This window comes from Acinetobacter sp. NEB 394 (assembly GCF_013374795.1).
Classification (GTDB): domain Bacteria; phylum Pseudomonadota; class Gammaproteobacteria; order Pseudomonadales; family Moraxellaceae; genus Acinetobacter; species Acinetobacter johnsonii.
Genome location: NZ_CP055277.1, coordinates 3186977 through 3205500, shown reverse-complemented (window position 1 = coordinate 3205500; position 18524 = coordinate 3186977). Strand labels below are relative to the sequence as shown.

At 42.5% G+C, this 18524-nt stretch carries 25 protein-coding genes and 1 pseudogene; 11 read left to right on the top strand and 15 right to left on the bottom strand.

Annotation, left to right across the window (positions count from 1 at the left end; genetic code table 11):
• Positions 1-80: 80 nt before the first annotated feature.
• Together HUK62_RS15530 and HUK62_RS15525 are read right to left on the bottom strand one after the other, a co-directional pair.
• Positions 81-507: pseudogene (locus HUK62_RS15530) on the bottom strand (sulfur transferase domain-containing protein).
• The gene (locus HUK62_RS15525) at positions 500-835 is read right to left on the bottom strand and encodes a TIGR01244 family sulfur transferase (RefSeq protein ID WP_176538309.1); all 336 of its coding nucleotides are present in this window, start codon (positions 833-835) and stop codon (positions 500-502) included. Before HUK62_RS15525 ends, HUK62_RS15530 begins: the two are co-directional and overlap by 8 nt.
• A gap of 124 nt (positions 836-959) precedes the next feature.
• Between HUK62_RS15525 and HUK62_RS15520 the strand changes: the two genes are divergently transcribed.
• From HUK62_RS15520 to HUK62_RS15510, 3 genes are read left to right on the top strand one after another with little or no spacing between them, the layout of a single operon-like run.
• Complete coding sequence (locus tag HUK62_RS15520; protein WP_125280227.1) at positions 960-1856, top strand: alpha/beta fold hydrolase; 897 nt, start codon at positions 960-962, stop codon at positions 1854-1856.
• Positions 1857-2288 carry a thioredoxin TrxC gene (gene trxC, locus HUK62_RS15515; RefSeq protein ID WP_176538308.1) on the top strand — a complete coding sequence of 144 codons (432 nt, stop codon included), beginning with the start codon at positions 1857-1859 and terminating at the stop codon, positions 2286-2288.
• Between the two features lie 17 nt (positions 2289-2305).
• Positions 2306-2728: an acyl-CoA thioesterase gene (locus HUK62_RS15510; RefSeq protein WP_004697616.1), complete on the top strand. Its 423-nt coding sequence runs from the start codon at positions 2306-2308 to the stop codon at positions 2726-2728.
• A gap of 74 nt (positions 2729-2802) precedes the next feature.
• Here the strand turns inward: HUK62_RS15510 and HUK62_RS15505 are convergent, their stop codons facing one another.
• Positions 2803-3252 carry an ester cyclase gene (locus tag HUK62_RS15505; protein WP_228723708.1) on the bottom strand — a complete coding sequence of 150 codons (450 nt, stop codon included), beginning with the start codon at positions 3250-3252 and terminating at the stop codon, positions 2803-2805.
• A 221-nt stretch (positions 3253-3473) separates the two neighbouring features.
• On the opposite strand from HUK62_RS15505, the gene HUK62_RS15500 reads away from it, so the two are divergent.
• Entirely contained in the window at positions 3474-4136 is a 663-nt protein-coding gene (locus HUK62_RS15500; protein WP_016651315.1) for an IS1595-like element ISAcra1 family transposase, read from the top strand.
• Positions 4137-4175: 39 nt separating this feature from the next.
• Here the strand turns inward: HUK62_RS15500 and HUK62_RS15495 are convergent, their stop codons facing one another.
• Complete coding sequence (locus tag HUK62_RS15495; RefSeq protein ID WP_078425653.1) at positions 4176-4676, bottom strand: DUF4442 domain-containing protein; 501 nt, start codon at positions 4674-4676, stop codon at positions 4176-4178.
• Between the two features lie 28 nt (positions 4677-4704).
• Positions 4705-5193, bottom strand: a complete 489-nt coding sequence (locus tag HUK62_RS15490) for a YajQ family cyclic di-GMP-binding protein (protein ID WP_004697619.1) — start codon at positions 5191-5193, stop codon at positions 4705-4707.
• Between the two features lie 91 nt (positions 5194-5284).
• Between HUK62_RS15490 and HUK62_RS15485 the strand changes: the two genes are divergently transcribed.
• Positions 5285-5599: a rhodanese-like domain-containing protein gene (locus HUK62_RS15485; RefSeq protein WP_176538307.1), complete on the top strand. Its 315-nt coding sequence runs from the start codon at positions 5285-5287 to the stop codon at positions 5597-5599.
• A gap of 101 nt (positions 5600-5700) precedes the next feature.
• Here HUK62_RS15485 and mnmC read toward each other — a convergent pair whose 3' ends face one another.
• The 4 genes from mnmC to HUK62_RS15465 are packed head-to-tail and all read right to left on the bottom strand — an operon-like array spanning position 5701 to position 9099.
• Positions 5701-7608 carry an FAD-dependent 5-carboxymethylaminomethyl-2-thiouridine(34) oxidoreductase MnmC gene (gene mnmC / locus HUK62_RS15480; protein WP_176538306.1) on the bottom strand — a complete coding sequence of 636 codons (1908 nt, stop codon included), beginning with the start codon at positions 7606-7608 and terminating at the stop codon, positions 5701-5703.
• 36 nt (positions 7609-7644) lie between these two features.
• A complete protein-coding gene (locus tag HUK62_RS15475) occupies positions 7645-8148 on the bottom strand; it encodes a hypothetical protein (protein WP_176538305.1) in 504 nt (167 codons plus the stop codon).
• Between the two features lie 4 nt (positions 8149-8152).
• On the bottom strand, positions 8153-8455 hold the full coding sequence (locus HUK62_RS15470; RefSeq protein WP_176538304.1) for a YciI family protein: 303 nt from the start codon (positions 8453-8455) through the stop codon (positions 8153-8155).
• A 29-nt stretch (positions 8456-8484) separates the two neighbouring features.
• Complete coding sequence (locus HUK62_RS15465; protein WP_078390224.1) at positions 8485-9099, bottom strand: septation protein IspZ; 615 nt, start codon at positions 9097-9099, stop codon at positions 8485-8487.
• A 44-nt stretch (positions 9100-9143) separates the two neighbouring features.
• On the opposite strand from HUK62_RS15465, the gene HUK62_RS15460 reads away from it, so the two are divergent.
• A complete protein-coding gene (locus HUK62_RS15460; RefSeq protein WP_176538303.1) occupies positions 9144-9995 on the top strand; it encodes a PHP domain-containing protein in 852 nt (283 codons plus the stop codon).
• Between the two features lie 67 nt (positions 9996-10062).
• Here the strand turns inward: HUK62_RS15460 and HUK62_RS15455 are convergent, their stop codons facing one another.
• Entirely contained in the window at positions 10063-10974 is a 912-nt protein-coding gene (locus tag HUK62_RS15455) for a bestrophin family protein (RefSeq protein WP_004697627.1), read from the bottom strand.
• A gap of 75 nt (positions 10975-11049) precedes the next feature.
• Positions 11050-11742, bottom strand: coding sequence for a DNA repair protein RadC (gene radC, locus HUK62_RS15450; RefSeq protein WP_176538302.1), 693 nt, complete (start codon positions 11740-11742; stop codon positions 11050-11052).
• A gap of 111 nt (positions 11743-11853) precedes the next feature.
• On the opposite strand from radC, the gene coaBC reads away from it, so the two are divergent.
• Together coaBC and HUK62_RS15440 are read left to right on the top strand one after the other, a co-directional pair.
• On the top strand, positions 11854-13128 hold the full coding sequence (coaBC, locus tag HUK62_RS15445) for a bifunctional phosphopantothenoylcysteine decarboxylase/phosphopantothenate--cysteine ligase CoaBC (RefSeq protein WP_176538301.1): 1275 nt from the start codon (positions 11854-11856) through the stop codon (positions 13126-13128).
• 76 nt (positions 13129-13204) lie between these two features.
• Positions 13205-13594, top strand: coding sequence for a cytochrome b562 (locus tag HUK62_RS15440; RefSeq protein ID WP_176538300.1), 390 nt, complete (start codon positions 13205-13207; stop codon positions 13592-13594).
• Positions 13595-13652: 58 nt separating this feature from the next.
• On the opposite strand, the gene secB is transcribed toward HUK62_RS15440, so the two are convergent.
• The 4 genes from secB to rsgA form a co-directional block, all read right to left on the bottom strand.
• The gene (gene secB, locus HUK62_RS15435; RefSeq protein ID WP_004697631.1) at positions 13653-14102 is read right to left on the bottom strand and encodes a protein-export chaperone SecB; all 450 of its coding nucleotides are present in this window, start codon (positions 14100-14102) and stop codon (positions 13653-13655) included.
• A 27-nt stretch (positions 14103-14129) separates the two neighbouring features.
• Positions 14130-14384 (bottom strand): glutaredoxin 3, encoded by a 255-nt coding sequence (grxC, locus tag HUK62_RS15430; protein ID WP_004697632.1) that lies wholly within the window; start codon positions 14382-14384, stop codon positions 14130-14132.
• A 19-nt stretch (positions 14385-14403) separates the two neighbouring features.
• The gene (locus HUK62_RS15425) at positions 14404-14811 is read right to left on the bottom strand and encodes a rhodanese-like domain-containing protein (protein ID WP_004697633.1); all 408 of its coding nucleotides are present in this window, start codon (positions 14809-14811) and stop codon (positions 14404-14406) included.
• Between the two features lie 97 nt (positions 14812-14908).
• Positions 14909-15967 (bottom strand): ribosome small subunit-dependent GTPase A, encoded by a 1059-nt coding sequence (gene rsgA / locus HUK62_RS15420; protein ID WP_176538299.1) that lies wholly within the window; start codon positions 15965-15967, stop codon positions 14909-14911.
• 124 nt (positions 15968-16091) lie between these two features.
• Here rsgA and orn point away from each other — a divergent pair, with 124 nt between their 5' ends.
• The 3 genes from orn (at position 16092) to HUK62_RS15405 (ending at position 18487) form a co-directional block, all read left to right on the top strand.
• Complete coding sequence (gene orn, locus HUK62_RS15415; protein WP_004697635.1) at positions 16092-16646, top strand: oligoribonuclease; 555 nt, start codon at positions 16092-16094, stop codon at positions 16644-16646.
• 158 nt (positions 16647-16804) lie between these two features.
• Entirely contained in the window at positions 16805-17539 is a 735-nt protein-coding gene (locus tag HUK62_RS15410) for a Bax inhibitor-1/YccA family protein (RefSeq protein WP_004697636.1), read from the top strand.
• A 144-nt stretch (positions 17540-17683) separates the two neighbouring features.
• Positions 17684-18487 (top strand): enoyl-ACP reductase, encoded by an 804-nt coding sequence (locus HUK62_RS15405; protein WP_176538298.1) that lies wholly within the window; start codon positions 17684-17686, stop codon positions 18485-18487.
• The last annotated feature ends 37 nt before the right edge of the window (positions 18488-18524 follow it).

Below are 18524 nucleotides of genomic sequence, written 5' to 3'. Positions count from 1 at the left end.
CGCTTACCCCAACGGTAGGACGTACATTCATTGAACTACATGCTGTCATTAAGGTACAGCAGAGTAAAAGCAGCAACAGTTTATTCATGGAGAAATCCTCGTTGTTTTGCCTGATTAAACAGCAGACTAGAGCGAGCACCACTCTTACAGACCATTAAAATAGGCTTGGGCAATTCATTATAATATTTAGCAAATTCCGACCACGTCTGTTTCAGAAATTTTACTGCTGGTAACCGGTTGGTAAATTACGCTGACTTTGGACTGTTCCGCAATATTACGCAGTTGATCAACGCGAACCGTATTGCCTTGTTCTTGATCTGGTCGGTTGACAATGACCGACTTAAAACCTTGTTTTATCAACTGTTGAAACTTGTCTTGGGTCATTTCCCCTGAAATACTGAGCTGTGGGCTGAGTGCTTGACTCAGGTTATTCGTTGCCGCCCACAATGCACTGCTCGTTAAAATCAGAGTAGTGCAGATGACATTTTTGAACAACCGTTTAGTCATCTAACAGGTCCATTTGTTTCGCCAGTTGGTATAAATTGTTTGAGCGATTACCTGTACGGCAGAACATTAAAACAGGTTTTGGTAGCTCATTGAAATGATTGGCAAAAGTTCGTACATCCACTTCTGTGATTTGCCCTGCAACCACAGGTTGATAGACATAATCTAGGCCTGCAACACGTGCTGCTTCTTCAATTTGAGCGCTGGTCGGTTGTTCTGAACCACCTTCCATATCTGGGCGGTTATTGATCACAGATTTAAACCCTTTTTCAACCACTTGAACCAAATGTTCTGGGCCAATTTGACCTGCAAAGCCTACATTTTCGCTCATGCTGCCACTCCAAAATTAAACTAATCGAGATATGCTTTATGATAGCATTAAGCTGAAAGCTCAGCCTATGCTGTTGAAATATTTATAAGCGATTACAACCATAAAATAACGCAATGGAGCAGGTATGCACGCCTATACCGTTGAACCGCTATATGTCAAAAGTGGCCAAGAGGTCATTGCTGCGGATTTTTATCGTCCGAAAACCGAAGAAAAACCAGCAGTGATTGTGATGGCCCATGGTTTGGCTGGGCTGCGCCAATTCAAACTGATCCAATTTGCACAACGTTTTGCACAAGCGGGTTATGCAGTCGTGTTATTTGATTACCGTTATTGGGGCGGTAGTACCGGACGTCCACGAGAACTGGTTTCGATTAAGAAGCAGCTTGAAGATTGGCGGACCATGATTAACCACCTCAAAGAACGTAAGTCGATCGATAATCGACGGATCGTGCTGTGGGGGACAGCGCTCAGTGGTGGTTATGTGCTCGATATTGCAGCAGAGTTCAAGAATGTACAGGCCGTGATGGCGCAAGTGCCTTTTGTGGATGGGGCAGCCAGTGCGAAGTTATATCCTTTGCAACAGTTCCCCAAAGCCTTAAAACTATCCAGTCAAGATTATATGGGGGGGAAAGTGGGCATGTCTCCGACCACTTTACCTGTGGTTGATCCACGAGAGTTATGTTTTTTGCCGACGCAAGATGCCTATTTGGGGTATCGTTCGATTATTAATCCTGATTATTATTGGAGTGGTGAGATACCTGCCCGACTCTTTTTTAATTTAATTCGTTATCGTCCCATTCAAAATGTCAGACAAATTAATATTCCTGTACTTTTCATTGCCGCCAAGCATGATAGTTTAATTCCAATTGAATCCAGTCGTGAAGCAGCGACCAATATTGCCCCTTTTGTTCAATATCATGAATGGGAGATGCAGCATTTTGATATTTATCATGCCAGTTGGTTTGAAAAAGCCATTTCGACCCAATTAGAATTCTTACATCAACATATTGGAGTCAACTAAATGATTATCGTCTGTCCTACTTGCTTAGCCAAAAATCGTGTGCCTGAAGAGAAATTGAGTGCCAATCCAAGCTGCGGTCAGTGCCACGCAGCGCTTTTACCTGCGGCTCCAGTTGAATTGAATGAGCAGAATTTTAGCCAGTTCATTAGCCATAGCGATTTGCCAGTGTTTATTGATTTATGGGCAGAGTGGTGTGGTCCATGTAAAATGATGGCTCCGCACTTTGCTGAAGTGGCTAAGCAAAATCCGCAGGTTATTTTTGCTAAAATTAATACCGAAGAATCTCCGCGATTGAGCAGTGCGTTTAACGTACGCAGCATTCCGACCCTAGTTTTAATGAATAAAACCACCGAAATTGCTAGAATAAGCGGTGCGCTTCGTGCGCCACAATTGCAACAATGGTTAGATCAACAGTTGCAAGCCCAGTCATAACGAAAATTGGAGTCAACGTGTCAGAGATTCATGTGAAACCAGAAGGAATGTTGTCTCTTCAGACAATTGCAATGCCAGCCGATACCAACTGGAGTGGAGATGTTTTTGGTGGTTGGATTGTGTCACAAATGGATTTGGCGGGTGCAATTCACGCAGAGCGTTTTAGTAAGGGACGCTGTGCAACGATTTCAATTAATCAGATGACGTTCTTAGTTCCAGTGAAAGTTGGCGATGTCATCAGTTGTTATACCAAACTGTTAAAAGTGGGTAATACGTCTATTCAGATGGAAATTGAAGTGTGGGATAGCCATGACAGTTCACGTCCACCTGTACGTGTGACTGAAGGTGTATTTACCTTTGTTGCGGTTGATGTCAAAGGCAATAAACGTCAGATTCCAGCGGATGTTAAAGAAAAGTTTCTTGCGAGCCAATCCAACTAAGGTTTGAGCCAGTCTGCAAAAAAAGCCAGTGTAATCACTGGCTTTTTTATTGTTATTCCATATAGTCCTATGGATTAAAACATAGTATTGCGGTTGGCGGACTCCGCGGGAATGCTTTGTATCACATCCCAATGTTCTACAATTTTGCCTTGTTCGACGCGGAAAATATCGACAACGGCTTCACCACGATCTTGTGCATTTTGAGTGGAGTGGACGTGCAGTACAACCAAATCACCATCGGCAATCACACGCTTGATGGTACTTTTTGCTTGTGGGTGTTCTTTAAAATACTGGGTGAAATAGTTTACAAAAGGCGCTTTGCCGTCTGCAACATAGGGATTATGTTGAATGTATTGTGTACCAATATAGCGGTCTGAATAGGTTTGAACCTGATGTTTGCTAAAAACCCCTTCATAAAAGTCCACCACAATTTTTTTATTCTGTTCGGTCAGAGCAGAGGCAGAATGATGACTCGGCGTTGTTGAAACCGATGAGTTGGCTGGGTTGTGCTGTTGGCAGGCCACCAGCCCCAAAGAAAATAAGGCAGTCGCTAAAATTAGTCTTTTTTCATCAAGTCAGCTCAAATATTCATGTTATGTAGCATGATTTTGAGCTGAGTCGAAACAAAGATATAGTAAGTTTTAGTCGCAGCTTTAGCGTGTTGTTGTAAATTTTATACTTACCAAACAGTAAGTTATATTTACATGGCTCTAGACTAGCAGAATAATTATGTTAGTCTAGAATAATGATAGAAAACAGTAAATTAAGTCACTACAAGATTAAAAAAATTATTCAATGCTTTTGTGTTGATATTCCTGCTTCCAAAACAGCCTTATTACTCAATTTAAATCGTAATACGATTAATTATTGGTACATGCTTTTTAGAGAAACTATCTATGATCATCAAACAGATTTAAGAGCTAAGTTTGTTGGTTCAATAGAAGTAGATGAAAGCTATTTTGGAGCGAAAAGGCAACGTGGGTTTCATGGAAAGTTAAAGCGTGGTCGTGGGACTCTAAAACAGCCAGTATTTGGAATATTCGAACGTAATGGGCGCGTCTATACTGAAATCGTACCTGACTGTAAAATGAAGACTTTACAAGAGGTTATCATTGGTAAAGTTTCACTTGAGAGTGTGATTTATAGTGATGGATGGCGTGGCTATAATGGTCTTGTTGATGTGGGTTATTCAAAGCATTTTAGGGTAAATCACGGAGCAAATGAGTTTGCTAGAGGACAATGCCATATAAATGGAATAGAATCATTTTGGAGCTTTTGTAAAAGAAGGCTAGCAAAGTTTAACGGCATATCAAAAGAGTACTTTGATTATCATCTTAAAGAAACTGAATGGCGTTGGATGAGGGAACCTAATGAGTTAGCAACTGAGCTGTGGAACCTCATTAGGTAAAATTAAGTGTAAATCTGCTAGTCTAGAGCCTTTACATTTTTACTTTTTTAATGATGCTTTGTCGAGCCATGCCCATAACATTTCACATTGAACGGGTGCTTCACCCGATTCATCCATTACTGTCACAGAAACTAAAGTTTCACCTCTGGCGGTGGTTTGCATCAACTGCTGCTGTTCTGGTGTTAAGGTGGCTGTCGCTGTCATGGCACCTTTACTTGGACGTTTAAAGTCAACGTGCATGCTTTTAATCAGAACGATGCAATGATCAGGCACATTCATCCCTGTTACAAAACCTGTTGCCGTTTCAGCAATTAAGGCCATGGCACAGGCATGCAGCTGACCAATATGGTTTTGCATGGCACGGTGATTTTCGATTTTGACTACGACTTCGCTGTGACTGACTTGCAAATAACGAATATTAGCACTGCCGACCATGGGAACTATGCGACCAAAAGCTTGACTCCATAATCGCGTACGTAATGCTTTCGGCAAGCGTGACGTGGTTTTTACAAGTTTTGATAAGCGATTGGCCTTTGGCATAGTTACCTCAAATGATCAAACAAGAGTATTAGTCTTTAAAGTTATTGAACTGTAAAGGCAGACCAAATTGTTGTTCTTTTAAAAAGGTCATTACTTGCTGTAATGTATCGCGCTTTTTATCAGTCACACGAATTTTGTCGCCTTGAATTGAAGATTGCACTTTAATGCCGCTTTCTTTAATGGCCTTGTTAATTTTTTTTGCGGTATCTGAGTCAAGTCCGTCTTTTAATTTCACCACTTGAAGTACATTTTTACCTGAAGCAGTCATTTTTTGTGGATCAAGCGCTTGAATATCGACTTTACGCTTAAAGAAATGGTTCTCTAACATGGTATAAACTTGTTCACACTGGAAATCACTTTCAGTTGAGATTTTGATTTCTTTGTTTTTTTCATTGAGTTCAATTGAAACGTCCTGACCACGGAAGTCGAAACGAGTTGCGATTTCCTTTTGGGTGTTCTGAACGGCATGATTTACTTCAAAAATTTCTAATTCTGAAACAATATCAAAAGATGGCATGGATTAAACCTTTACAAATGGAAAGAATATCTGAGATGCTAGGGATGTTTTCTTCATTTGCCAAGTGTTGTTTACATCAAAGGAGTGCGCAATGATCCGTAAACAAGAAATTACATCATTTGAGTTCCCAGAGGATGCGATCATCTGGGATGTACGCGATTCAAGTGCTTATGCTGAAGCACACGTGAAAGGGGCGATTAATCAGCCAATCACAGAACTTTCAGCACAGAGCCTTACTCAAGTGTCGACGGATCAAACGATTTACATTTTATGTGGTGGCGGTAGTAAAGCGCCACGTGCTGCAGAGTTACTCGAAGGTTTTGACAGTGCGCGTGAGTATGTGATTTTAATGGGTGGTACCCGTGCTGCTCGTGATGCTGGTTTAGCCTTAGAACAAAGTCATTAAGCAGAAGCAAAAAAAGCGCCGTAAGGCGCTTTTTTAATGTCTTAGAAATTTACATTTCTCTATTTATAGCGCCATACGCTGTACTTGAGTCATAAGCAGAACTAAGACTGCGCTTTAAAATAAGGCTTTTTAGCTTTGAGCTTTTTCTGGAATCGGGTCGGACTGAGCTTTTGTAGCAATGACTCAGGAACAGGGCAGGCCTCTTTTAGTATCTGTGCCGCTAAAATTTCACTACATAAAGGGGCAAACAAAAAGCCTTTAGAGCCCAGGCCCGCAAAGCTATAAATTTCAGTCTGTTCAGACATTTTTCCAAGGACTGGAAAATAGTCCAAACTTTGCGCGCGAACAGATGCACGGCCTTGCCAAGTCCTCACATCAGGAAGTGATTGTGCATAATGTGGAAAGACACTGTGGATAAGCTCGTAGTTATGCACATGGTCTTCAAGTAAAACATCGCTGTCGTCCCGATTTGGATAGAAGGATGCACCTAATATGAGTTGTTGAGCATCAAGCTGCATACAATAGCCGCCATAGCTATAAGCTTGATTGAGGGCTAAAGGTTGCGCAGTATTCTCCACCCAACTGACTTGTCCGCGAATGGGCTTCAGCACAGGGTAGTGCTCAAAGAAAGTAGCTGTGTGGCGTGCACAACAGATAATCACGTGATCAAATTGCCCGAGAGATTGAGCTTCTTCATTGAAAAGTTCATTGTGCTCTGGGTGGATTTGAGTAATGTTGGCTTGTACGAACTGAATCAGCGGATGCGCTAAGATTTGATCTCTGAGTTGATGTGGTGAGACAGCGCCAGCTTCAGTTAGATTCAGACTTGGATATTCAGTGATTAACGCAGAATTAGCAGCAGTTTCGGCTGTCAGAAGACCCGTAGGATATTGTTGTTCGAGATCGAGTAAGTCTTCGGCTTTTTTCAGTGCCAGTTGATGTACTTGAATGGGGCGAAAAGCCTGAAACTTGGGATAGTGCTGTAAAGCATGTTGCCAAGCCAAAGTCATTAAATGCTCATGACTTTGTTCAATTGGACAAAGTTTGGGATTAAGTAACGCCAGCGGATTGCCTGAACCTCCTGCAAGTGGCTCAGATTGGTCGTAGAGCGTGACTTGGTGCCCACGCTCAGCAAAGGCCCATGCACTAGTTAAACCTGCAATCCCTGCGCCAATGATTGCAATTTGGCGTTGTTTACAAGCGTGTAGTACTTGATCAGGTCGATTTTGATTTAATACTGATTTGGTATCTACAGCGTCTGATGTATTTTCAGGCTCAGCAGCTAACCAGATGGCTTTGAGCATTTCGCGTTTATGCTTATAGCCACGCGGACGTGAAATAGAAATACCATGCTGCGTTAAACCACGTTTGAGCACGCCTGCGACACTAAATGAAGAAAATGTCGTTCCAATACCAGATAAGCGAACAATGTGATTCAGTACTTGCTCTTCCCATATGTCTGGGTTACAGGCAGGCGCGAAACCATCGAGGAACCATGCGTTAACGCTACTGGTTTTTGCCATACTGGGGAAAACATCGTGGGCATCGCCTAACCAAAGGTCAAGGCTGAAACGTTCCTCAGAGAAGCTCAGGCGATGACAACCCGCAATCGGATGCGGGTACTGTGCGATCAGTTGATCGGCGATCGGTTTGAGTTCAGGCCAGACATTGAGTGCGCGTATTAGATCCGTTTTAGACAGCGGAAATTTTTCAACTGAAATGGCATGGAGGTGGCTGTGGTTATTTGGGCGAACCTGTTGCCAAAGTTGCCAAAGCGCCAAGATGTTGAGCCCTGTGCCAAAGCCTGTTTCACCCACACTAAAATATTCAAAGGGCTGAAGATTTGACAGGCGCTCAGATAAATCGTTGCCATTTAAAAACACATGGCGTGTTTCAAGTAGACCATTGTCTTTGGAAAAATAGACATCGCCAAATTGTTTTGAAACTGGCACATCTATGCCATCAATATGTTGCCATTCTAAATCGGCAGTTTGAATTGCACGCGACACAACCACAGCACCCTATTGTTTTCAATAGGGCTTAGCTTACCACTGACGACGGCGTTTGGTATAAACGTAACTGGCAATTAAGAAACCCAGTAATACACCAGCAGCGATGGTTGCCGCGCCGTAGAGGAACATTTGCGCACTGCGTTCGCTTTGTAAGACTTGTACTTGTACACCAAGGCTATCATTTTTGAGTTGTAGCTCTTGGTTTTGCGCCAAAGCATCAAGGTTGGCTTTTTCCAATTGTGCAAGACGTGAAGCTTGGTCTTTGACCAGTGCTTTGACTTTTGCATCTTGCAATGCTTTGTTTTTGGCAAGTTGTTCAGCGGTGAGTGGTTTGGCTTCTTGTGGTTGACCTGTTGGGCTAACTGTGGCCACCGCTGGAATGATTTTCGGTTGAGTTGTACTGCCTTGCACCAGAACAGGTGCGGCAGTCGTTGCTGGTACAGCTGGGGCTACACTCGGGGCAGGAGCGGTTTCAACGGCCCACGCCATAGAAGAAAGAAGAGATAAGCCCAATAAGCTTGTGACAACAACGCGCATGACCTTATCCTTGAGGGAATGCTTTATTAAATGGTTTAACATCAATCTGACGATAAACCTCTGCTTTTAAGAATGGCTCTTCCTGTAACCAGACATCGAGTGCTTCACGTGATTCAAAGTCAACAATGATTGTACTGCCGTAAAAGCCTGCTTGCGGATTGCTTGGATCTTTTGGCATCGCTCCTGCAACAATTAAACGACCTTCATCATTGAGCTTTTGTAAACGAGCAAGATGTTCTGGACGTGTAGCAAGACGTTTTTCGACTGTACCTTCTTGATCGGTACATGTCACGACGAATAGCGGCATATGAGTTCTCGATGTATGTTCTGGCTAAATTACTCTTCAGAAGATTTAAAGTATTTACGCAATACAATAAACTGAATAATGATAAAGGAAAACATCACGATCATGTCACCAAAAGCCGTGAATTCTCCCCAATATTTTCCGTCCATAAATAAAAATGCGAAAAATACGTGTAAAAAAGACATGAGGGCAAACATAGCAGCCCATGCAAAGTTTAAATTTATCCAACCCGAGTCGGATAAATTGAAGATTGGGCCGAACAAGCGTTTGATCAGCGGTTTACGTTCTTTGCCAAAATAAGGAGAAAGTAAGAAAGCGCCTGAGAAAATAATATTCAGTAAGGCCGCTTTGAGTTTGATGTAAAAGTCATCCGACAGCATTAAGGTGACACCGCCGAAAATAACCGTCATAAACAACACAATCCACTGTTGTTTGTCTAAACGGAACTTTTGCATGAAGAACAGTGCGCCGTAAACCACCAGCATCGAAATAATCAAACCTGTGGTGGCTACAAGAATATTATTATTATCGACACCCCCAGCAGAACCAATCAATTGGAGCAATGGGTGATCAGTATTTTTAGGATCTACAGTTTTATATAAATAAAAGAAAATGATCAGCGGCACAAAGTCTAAAAGTGCTTTCATGTTAGAGTATCTAAATCTGTTCAAATAAATAGCTAGTATAAGTGATGGAAGGCGTAGATTTACATACTCACAGCAATATTTCTGATGGCACTTTCACACCGAAGCAATTGGTTGATGCTGCCGCGGAAAAAGGCATCCATACCTTGGCTTTGACAGACCATGACACCATGGATGGTCTTGCGTTGGCAGAGTTGGCTGCAAAGTCGCATGCGATGCGTATTATTTCGGGTGTAGAAATTTCGAGTCAGTGGTCGAGACCCTCAACCCAGAAAAACTATGGTGTGCATGTGGTTGCATTGAATATGCAAGACTTAGAACCACTGCAAAAATGCCTTGAACAGCAAAAACAAATCCGTGCGCGACGCGCTAAGCAAATCTGTGATTTGTTGATTCCATTGATTGGTGAAGATATTTATCTCGATGTTTTGGCGAAAGTTGAACAGATGCCTGACCGTGTGACTCGAACCCATATTGCCAAAACCTTGGTTGAAAAAAAGTATGTGAGTCGTGCGCAACAAGCGTTTGATAAATATATTAAGGAAGGTAAGAAAGCCTACGTAAAATTTGATGGGCTGGGCTTAGAAGAAACTATTCAAATGATTCATGCCAGTGGCGGTTTTGCCGTGTTGGCGCATCCGACACGGTATGATTTATCTGCTACGAACATTCGCTATCTGATTGAAATATTTGCGCAGTTTGGTGGAGATGCGGTTGAGTTACCGCCCAATGTCGAACCGACATCTACCCGTCAAATGGTGGATCGGATGATTGCTGAGCATGGTTTAAAAGTATCGGTCGGGAGTGACTTTCATGGCGACAATATGCCGTGGATTAAGTTGGGCAATATTCCCAGAGTCAAAGACGGACAAGTGGGGATTTGGGAAAGTTTTGTTTAAAGAGTACTGGTCATTCCCACCTTCTCCAAGAGCTATCTAGCATAAGAGAAGGTAAGCGTGCGCTCGATTAGAGTAGATTATTGTCTTGTGCTTGAATGGGGGGTGGAGTCGGTTTACCTAAAGTCCCAAGCAGTTCAATTTCGATGGTACGTACCATCGAGTCCAGCGGCAAGTCATTACTTTGCGTTCCGAAAGGTTCTTCAATTTCCGAACTCAAAGCATCGAGTCCTAAGAAAGTATAGGCCAATACACCAACCAATAGTGGGGTGAAAATACCCAAGGTTGAGCCTAAGCTAAACGGTAAAATGAGACAGAAAAAATACACCGTACGATTGAGTAATACCGAGTAGGCAAAAGGTAGCGGCGTTGTCGCAATACGGTCACAACCAGTTTGCACCACACTCAAGTCAGCAACATGCTGATTCAGCTGTGCATACACAATGTCGCTAATTTCACCTTCTTTTAATGCCTGCATCAACTCCCACTGAATCAAGCTGAGCGTATACTGCGGGGCATTGGCTTGTTGATATAGCTGAGTCAGTGCATTTTGACTTAAGCCACTGGTCTGCACCAATTCTGTTGGATTGGCTGTTTGATGGCGTAAACGGTCACGTAAGACATTGGCAAAGACAATCACATGTTGAATTACACGTTCACGACGACCTTGGGTCAAGATACGACAGTCACGGTCAAAGTGACGTGAATTGGCAATTAAAATACCCCATAGCTTCCGTGCTTCCCACCAACGGTCATAGCAGGCACTATTTTTAAAGCCGAGGAAAATGGAAAGTACCACCCCAATGAGAGTGAAGCCGACCAAGGGCAGTTCAGGGAAATGAAAATAGCCGACATAGGACAAAATCCCAATAATGGCAGAGACCAACATGACCACGCCCAAAGGGGGTAAAACTTTGGGAAGAATGGTGCCACGCCATGAAAAAAGCACCTTAAAAATACTGGGCTGATCACGCACAATCATGTGATTAGAATTCTTTTACAATTTTGCTTGATCTTCATATTTGTCACCGTATTTGTCAATCATTTGTCTGCATATTTAAATGGATTGGATCAGACCGTGTTCAGCAAAAGAAAAAGCACCTTCGGGTGATAAAATAAAATGATCAATCAGTTGAATGTCCACGAGTTGACTGGCTTGAAGAATGCGCTCGGTCAGTTCGATGTCCGCCGTGGAGGGTTGAGCTTTTCCAAGTGGATGATTATGTGCAATCACGATAAAGGTAGCGTGTTGAGCAATACAGTAACGGAGCAATTGATTGATCGATATTTCACAAGAATTGACTGCGCCAAAAAACAACTTTTTAAAGTTTATTTTTCTTAAATGTGCATCGAGACAGAGTACGGCAAAGACTTCTTGGTTCTCGCCTGAAAATTCATACTGTAAAAACTTGAGCAATTGAGCTGAATGATTGAGTTCCAACTTTTGTTGCTTGAGTTCCTGGCTACTGTAGCGTCGTCCCAATTCTTTGACGGCCATTAATTGTGAATACTTGGTCGGACCAATGCCGTGAAATTGGCTGAGCTCGGGCAGTTCAGCATCAAAAACCGCATTCAGACTGCCAAAATGTTGCAACAAAAGACGTGCCAATTCGACCGCAGAATGTTGCGTTGAACCCGAACGGATGAAAATAGCAAGTAGTTCCGCATCAGAGAGGCTGGCAGGCCCTTGTTGTAATAAGCGTTCACGTGGCCGCTCTTGTTCGGGCCATTTTTTTATGGATAAGTGCATTATTTAATACTTTTTTATTCTTAATCTGAGAAATAGGGCCCAATCGATGATTGGGTACGAGACTATTTAATGCTATTGTGATCGCCACTGCAACAGAAAGGTAGCCTGTTCGTGAGCTTTGATCTCAGTGTAATTCCAAATAAAAATATCCTTTTAGCTGTTACGGGTGGTATTGCTGCCTATAAAAGTGCCATTCTGGTTCGCCGTTTAAAAGATGCGGGTTTTCAAGTCCGTGTGGTGATGACCGAAGGTGCACAGGCTTTTATTACGCCGCTAACTTTTCAAGCTTTGTCGGGCAACCCTGTCCATACCGCACTTCTCGATCCTGAAGCTGAAGCGGGCATGGGGCATATTGAGCTGGCACGTTGGGCAGACTTACTCTTGGTTGCGCCTGCCAGTTGCAACACCATCGCAAAGTTTGCTGCGGGTTTAGCCGATGACTTGCTTTCTACTTTATATTTAGCCACCAAAGCCCCTGTATGGGTCGCACCAGCCATGAACCAACAAATGTGGGCGGCAAAATCCACACAGCGTAATTTAGCGACATTGGTGGAAGATGGCATGCATGTAATCATGCCAGATGCAGGTGCGCAAGCTTGTGGTGATGTCGGGTTAGGCCGTATGCCTGAGCCTGAGGATTTGGCACATCAAGTGACAGAATACTTCCATAAAGCGCAGCGTGCCATGGCTGAAAAATTTGGGATGCTGGCGGGTAAAAAAGTCACCATTACTGCTGGGCCAACGCGTGAAGCGATTGATCCTGTGCGTTATATTTCCAACCACAGTACTGGAAAAATGGGCTTTGCCATTGCTGCTGCCTGTTATGCTGCAGGAGCCAAAGTGACTTTAATTGCAGGTCCTGTAAGTTTAGACACACCAAACGGTGTACGCCGAATCAATGTTTCATCTGCCATGAAAATGTTGGATACCAGTATGCAAATGTTAGATGAAGGCTGTGATGTGTTTATCGCGACTGCCGCTGTTGCGGACTATCGTGTTGCAGAAGTCGCAGAGCATAAGATTAAGAAAGCTGGGGACGAGCTCAATGTTTCTTTAATCAAAAACCCTGATATTGTGGCGACCATTGCACAGCAAGACAAACGCCCGTTCATGGTGGGTTTCGCAGCAGAAACACGCAATGTCGAGGAATATGCCGCAGGTAAATTGGTGGCGAAAAAGCTCGATATGATTGCCTGTAATGATGTGTCACGTCCTGATATTGGTTTTGCTTCTGATGAAAATGCGATGACGGTCTTTTTTGCAGAAAGCTATAAAATGGAAAAGCGCGATTTGGAAAAAGCGTCGAAACAAGAAATTGCTTTACAGTTGGTTGAAGCGATTCACGATGCTTTACATCGAGACCCTGAAAGTGATGATGATTTTTAATTTACATCGGTCTTCAATTTTGCGATATTCAATGCAGCCTTAGGCTGCATTTTTTTGCAAACTCACAGGAATAAGAATGAAAACATTATTAAAGGTTGTGCTGTTGAGCAGTGGTTTATGTTTGGCAGGACTTGCACAAGCGTCGGAAGTGCTAGAAAGTGCGATGAAATCTTTGGCGAAAAACTCAAAAGCTTTTGCTCAAGCCAAGACTGCCGCAGAGGCGAATACCGCATTAACTGAAATGCAAAAAGCTGCGGCAACTGCTAAGCAAAACAAACCTGACAGTTTGGTGAAACAACCAAAAGACAGTGTTAAAGTGAAACAATATGAACAAAAGTTTGATGCATTAACCCAAGAAATTGAACATGCTCAACATTTGGTACATGCTGGGAAACTTGCGGAAGCCAAACAAAGTTCAACCAAGTTTGAGGCTATTAAGCACCAAGGCCATAAAGCATTTAAATAATTCAGTACAATAAAAAAGACCGCAAAAGCGGTCTTTTTTATGTTTGAAGGGCTTAAAGTTAAGCTTGACCTTCAACGGCAGCTGCTTGAGCACGCTGCATATTTGCTTCGAACTCAGCATCAAAGTTAATTGGTGTAAGTAACAATTGTGGGAAACTGCCTTTAGTTACCATATCATTCACCGCTTCACGAAGGAACGGGAACAAGATGTTCGGGCAATATGCACCTAAGATGTACGGAAGACGTTCTTCTTCAACACCATCTACAAGGAAAATACCCGCTTGAGTAACATCGACAATAAACGCCGTGTCGCCTGCATTGTTTGCTTGTACAACCACTTTAAGTGAAACTTCGTAGTGAGTTGGATCAACTTTTTCAGCAGAAGATGACAAGTTAATGTTTAACTCTGGTTGCCATTCTTTGGTAAAAACTTGCGCCCCAGGGACTTCAAAAGAAATATCTTTTGTGTAAATACGTTCTAAAGCAAGTTGTGGTTGAGCTTCACTCATTTTCTAATCCTTAATATGCTGAGCTAATTATGCCAATAGTTGGTCGAGTTTGCCTTCACGCTCTAAAGCATAAAGCTGATCAAAACCACCAATAAATTGGTCATCAATAAAAATTTGTGGAACCGTACGGTGATTGGTGCGTTGCATCAATTCAATGCGGACTTCTGGCGCTTCTTTAGATAAATTAATTTCTTTATATTCGACGCCTTTACGCTCAAGGAGCTGCTTTGCGCGAACGCAATATGGACATACAGTCGTTGAGTAAATAGTGACTTGAGCCATGAGTTTCTCCTTGTGCGAATTATTTAGCTTTAACCAGTGGTAAGCCTTGAGCCTTCCAGTTGCTAATCCCGCCATCTAAACGATAGCTGTCAGTATGTGCAACTTGTTGTAAAGCGGTACCTGCCACTTGGCCTAAGTTACAGATGAACACGAGTGGACGATCTGCAGCTTTTAACTCTTCAGCATGTTTTGTAATTTGGCTGTAGGGAATGTTGCGACTTCCACTGATATGACCTTCACGGAAATCTTTGGCATCACGTAAGTCAATCAACATGGCATTTTTAGCTTTCACTAAAATACCTAAAGATTGTGGTGAAATTTTGCGACCATTGCGTTGTCCTTCTAGTACGAAAAATAAAACAACCAATACCGCAAGTGTTCCAAATAAGAAGGGGTGATTCCCCATAAACTCGAACCAACGTTCCACAAGTCACCTAAATTACAATTCAAAAATTGCTAGAGAGTATAGCTCATAAAATATGGTGATCAAAATCACCGCTTCAAGGGCTAAGGTTGAATAAAAATTAATTTTTTTGCTGAGCTTCAGCAATTTCATCAATCAGACGTAAATAGCTGTCTAAACGGCGCGTTAAAATTTCACCATTTGCCGCAGCTAAGCGTAAAGCGCATTGTTTTTCATGTTTATGGGTGCAGTTACGGAACTGACAGTAGCCCAACAAGTTTTCAATTTCAGGAAAGCCGCGTTGCACTTTGTCCGCATCTAAGTGCCATAAACCAAACTCACGAATTCCCGGTGAGTCAATCAGCGAAGCGCCTTCGCCAAAACCAATCAAACGGGTAGAGGTCGTGGTGTGCTGCCCTAAGGCTGAGTTTTCAGAAATCACATTGGTTTTCTGTGCAGCGTCTGGCACGATGGCATTAATCAGCGTACTTTTACCAACGCCAGATTGGCCGACAAAGGCCACAGTTTCATTTTTTAAACGCTGAGTCAGTGCGGTTAAATCGCCATCGGCTTGTGTTTGCATCACTTCATAGCCTAAGGCTTGATATTCCGCAATCAACGCTAAAATCGGGTCATTGTCTTTGAGCAAATCGGTTTTATTCAGCACCAAAAGTGCTGGAATATTGGCATCGGCACAGGCCACCAAATAACGGTCAATCAGACCTGGTGCAGGCTCAGGCAGTGGCGCAAACACAATCACAATCAGACTGACATTGGCCGCGACAGGCTTCACTTTGTGATAACGGTCTGGACGAGTCAGTAGTGACTGACGTGGCTGTATGGCATTGATGATCCCGAGCCCTGTATTTGGGTCGGCTTGCCATTTGACACGATCACCTGTGACCAGTAGTTCGAGGTTGGTGCGTGTGTGACAGCGCCAAATGCTGCCGAGTTCAATTGGTTTCCAAAACGGTTCAGGTTCGCCTGCTTGTACCGTCGGTTTGATGGGATGTGGATCTGGAGTCGTAAGGGCTTGCACTTCAAGCTGACGGCCGTAGTGTTGTACCACCAAGCCTTCTAAATCATTTGAAGTGTCGATATCTTCTTGACGTGTTTGCTGTTGTTTCTGAATGCGACGTTGTTGCTGTTCAGTTAAACGACGTTTACGAATTAAAGCCATTCATATCCTAAAAAACCATGAATTCAAGATGGCAAAAATAGCACGAAGCAGGGTATCAGTTACAGCATCGAAGCAATTAATTTGCTACTATCATCGTTTTTAAGCCGAATAAGATTGCACATTTATGAGCAGCACCGCTGATACGCGTTTGATTTGGATTGACCTTGAAATGACAGGTCTCGATACTGATAATGACCAAATTATTGAAGTTGCTACAATTGTAACGGATGATAACTTAAATATTTTAGCTGAAGGGCCTGTGCTTGCTGTACATCAGCCAGACCGTGTGCTGAATGCAATGGATGAGTGGAACACTCGCCAACATGGTCAATCCGGCTTAATTGAACGTGTACGTCGCAGTAAATTGACTGCGCAAGATGCTGAGCAGCAAACTTTAGAATTTCTAAAGAAATGGGTCAATCCAAAAAGCTCACCAATGTGTGGCAATTCAATCTGCCAAGACCGCCGTTTTTTACACCGTTTAATGCCTGAAATGGAACAATATTTCCATTATCGTAATTTAGATGTGTCTTCGGTAAAAGAGTTGGCTAAACGCTGGCGTCCAGAAATTATGAGTGGCTTGAAAAAGAATGCTTCACACTTAGCGATGGATGACATTCGTGATTCGATTGCGGAACTGAAGTATTATCGTGAATACTTTTTTATTATGAATAAATAAGTGGTAAAGAAAGAGGCGTTAGCCTCTTTTTTATTGAAATCGAATAAAATAGAGCTGAGGGTATTTGTGTAGAAAAAAGAAACACTTTTTTGCTATACAAGTTTAAAACAAGCTTTATGATAAAGTAAATTAATTAAATTATAACAAAGAGTTGAGTTATGCAAAGTAATAACCCTATTTTGAACCGCGTGGAAACACATGCGGACTATAGTCAACCGATGACTGTTCAAGGTGCTATTCAGAAGTCTGTATTACTTACAGTGATTGCAGCTGTGGTCGGTATGGCACTGTTTTTATACTGTTTCATGACCTTAAATATTTCACTGGCTTATGCTGCAACCTTAGTCGGTGCGATTGGTGGTCTAATTTTAGGCCTGATTGCAACTTTTAAACCAAATACCGCACGTACCCTTGCCATTCCATATGCCTTATTTGAAGGTGCTTTTTTAGGTGGGGTGTCGGTTATCTTCCAATTGAAATATCCGGGTGTACCTTTACAAGCGTTGTTGGCAACTTTTGTCACCACTTTAGTAATGTTTGGTTTGTATCGTTTTCAAATTATTCGTGCCACTGAAAAATTCAAATCGGTAGTGATGTCGGCATCAATTGCCATCGCGATTGTGTTTGTGGTGCAGATGGTCATGCGTTTGGCTTTTGGTTCAAGTATTCCATTTTTATTTGAAAACAACTTATTAGGTCTAGGTTTTGCCGCTTTTGTTGCAGTGATTGCATCACTGAACTTAATTCTAGATTTTGATTTGATTGAAAGTGCTGCGGCACAACACGCTCCGAAAGCGATGGAGTGGCTGTGTGGTATTGCGCTACTAGCAACTTTGGTGTGGATGTACTATTCATTCCTACGTCTACTCAGCATGTTGCGTGGCGACGACTAATTTCCCTAGTTTTAACAAATACGCCCCTTCATCGGGGCGTATTTGTTATTGAATGTTGATGAATTGAAAAAAGGCGCATTATGCAATTTCGGTTTCAACTTAAACTTGGCATTATGCAGATAAATTATTTTGAGTGAGAGTCACATGGCACAAGGACTATTGGCTGGAAAGCGTTTTTTAGTAGCAGGTATTGCAAGTAAATTATCAATTGCATTTGGTATTGCTCAAGCACTTCACCGTGAAGGTGCGGAACTTGCGTTTACTTATCCAAATGAAAAACTGAAAAAACGTGTAGATGAATTTGCAGCACAATTTGGCTCAACGATTGTTCTACCATGTGATGTGGCTGTCGATGCTGAAATTGAACAAACTTTTGTTGAATTGGCAAAACATTGGGATGGTTTAGACGGTGTAGTACATTCGATTGGTTTTGCGCCTGCGCATACCTTGGATGGTGACTTTACCGATGTAACGGATCGTGATGGTTTTAAAGTGGCACATGACATTAGCGCGTATAGTTTTGTTGCGATGGCTCGTGCTGCTAAACCATTATTACAAGCACGTAAAGGTTGTTTATTGACTTTGACTTACCAAGGTTCTGAGCGTGTGATGCCAAACTATAACGTGATGGGCATGGCTAAAGCATCTTTAGAAGCGGGTGTGCGTTATTTAGCATTAAGCTTGGGTAAAGAAGGGATTCGTGTAAATGCAATCTCTGCTGGTCCAATCCGTACTTTGGCTGCTTCAGGTATCAAATCATTCCGTAAAATGTTGGATGCCAATGAAAAAATCGCTCCATTACAACGTAATGTAACGATTGAGGAAGTGGGCAATGCAGCATTATTCCTTTGCTCGCCGTGGGCTTCAGGTATTACGGGTGAAATCCTTTATGTTGATGGTGGCTTTAATACGGTTGGTATGAGCCAGTCAATGATGGATGATGAATAACTATAGCTGAATACTTAATTTATTATCACACCTAAAA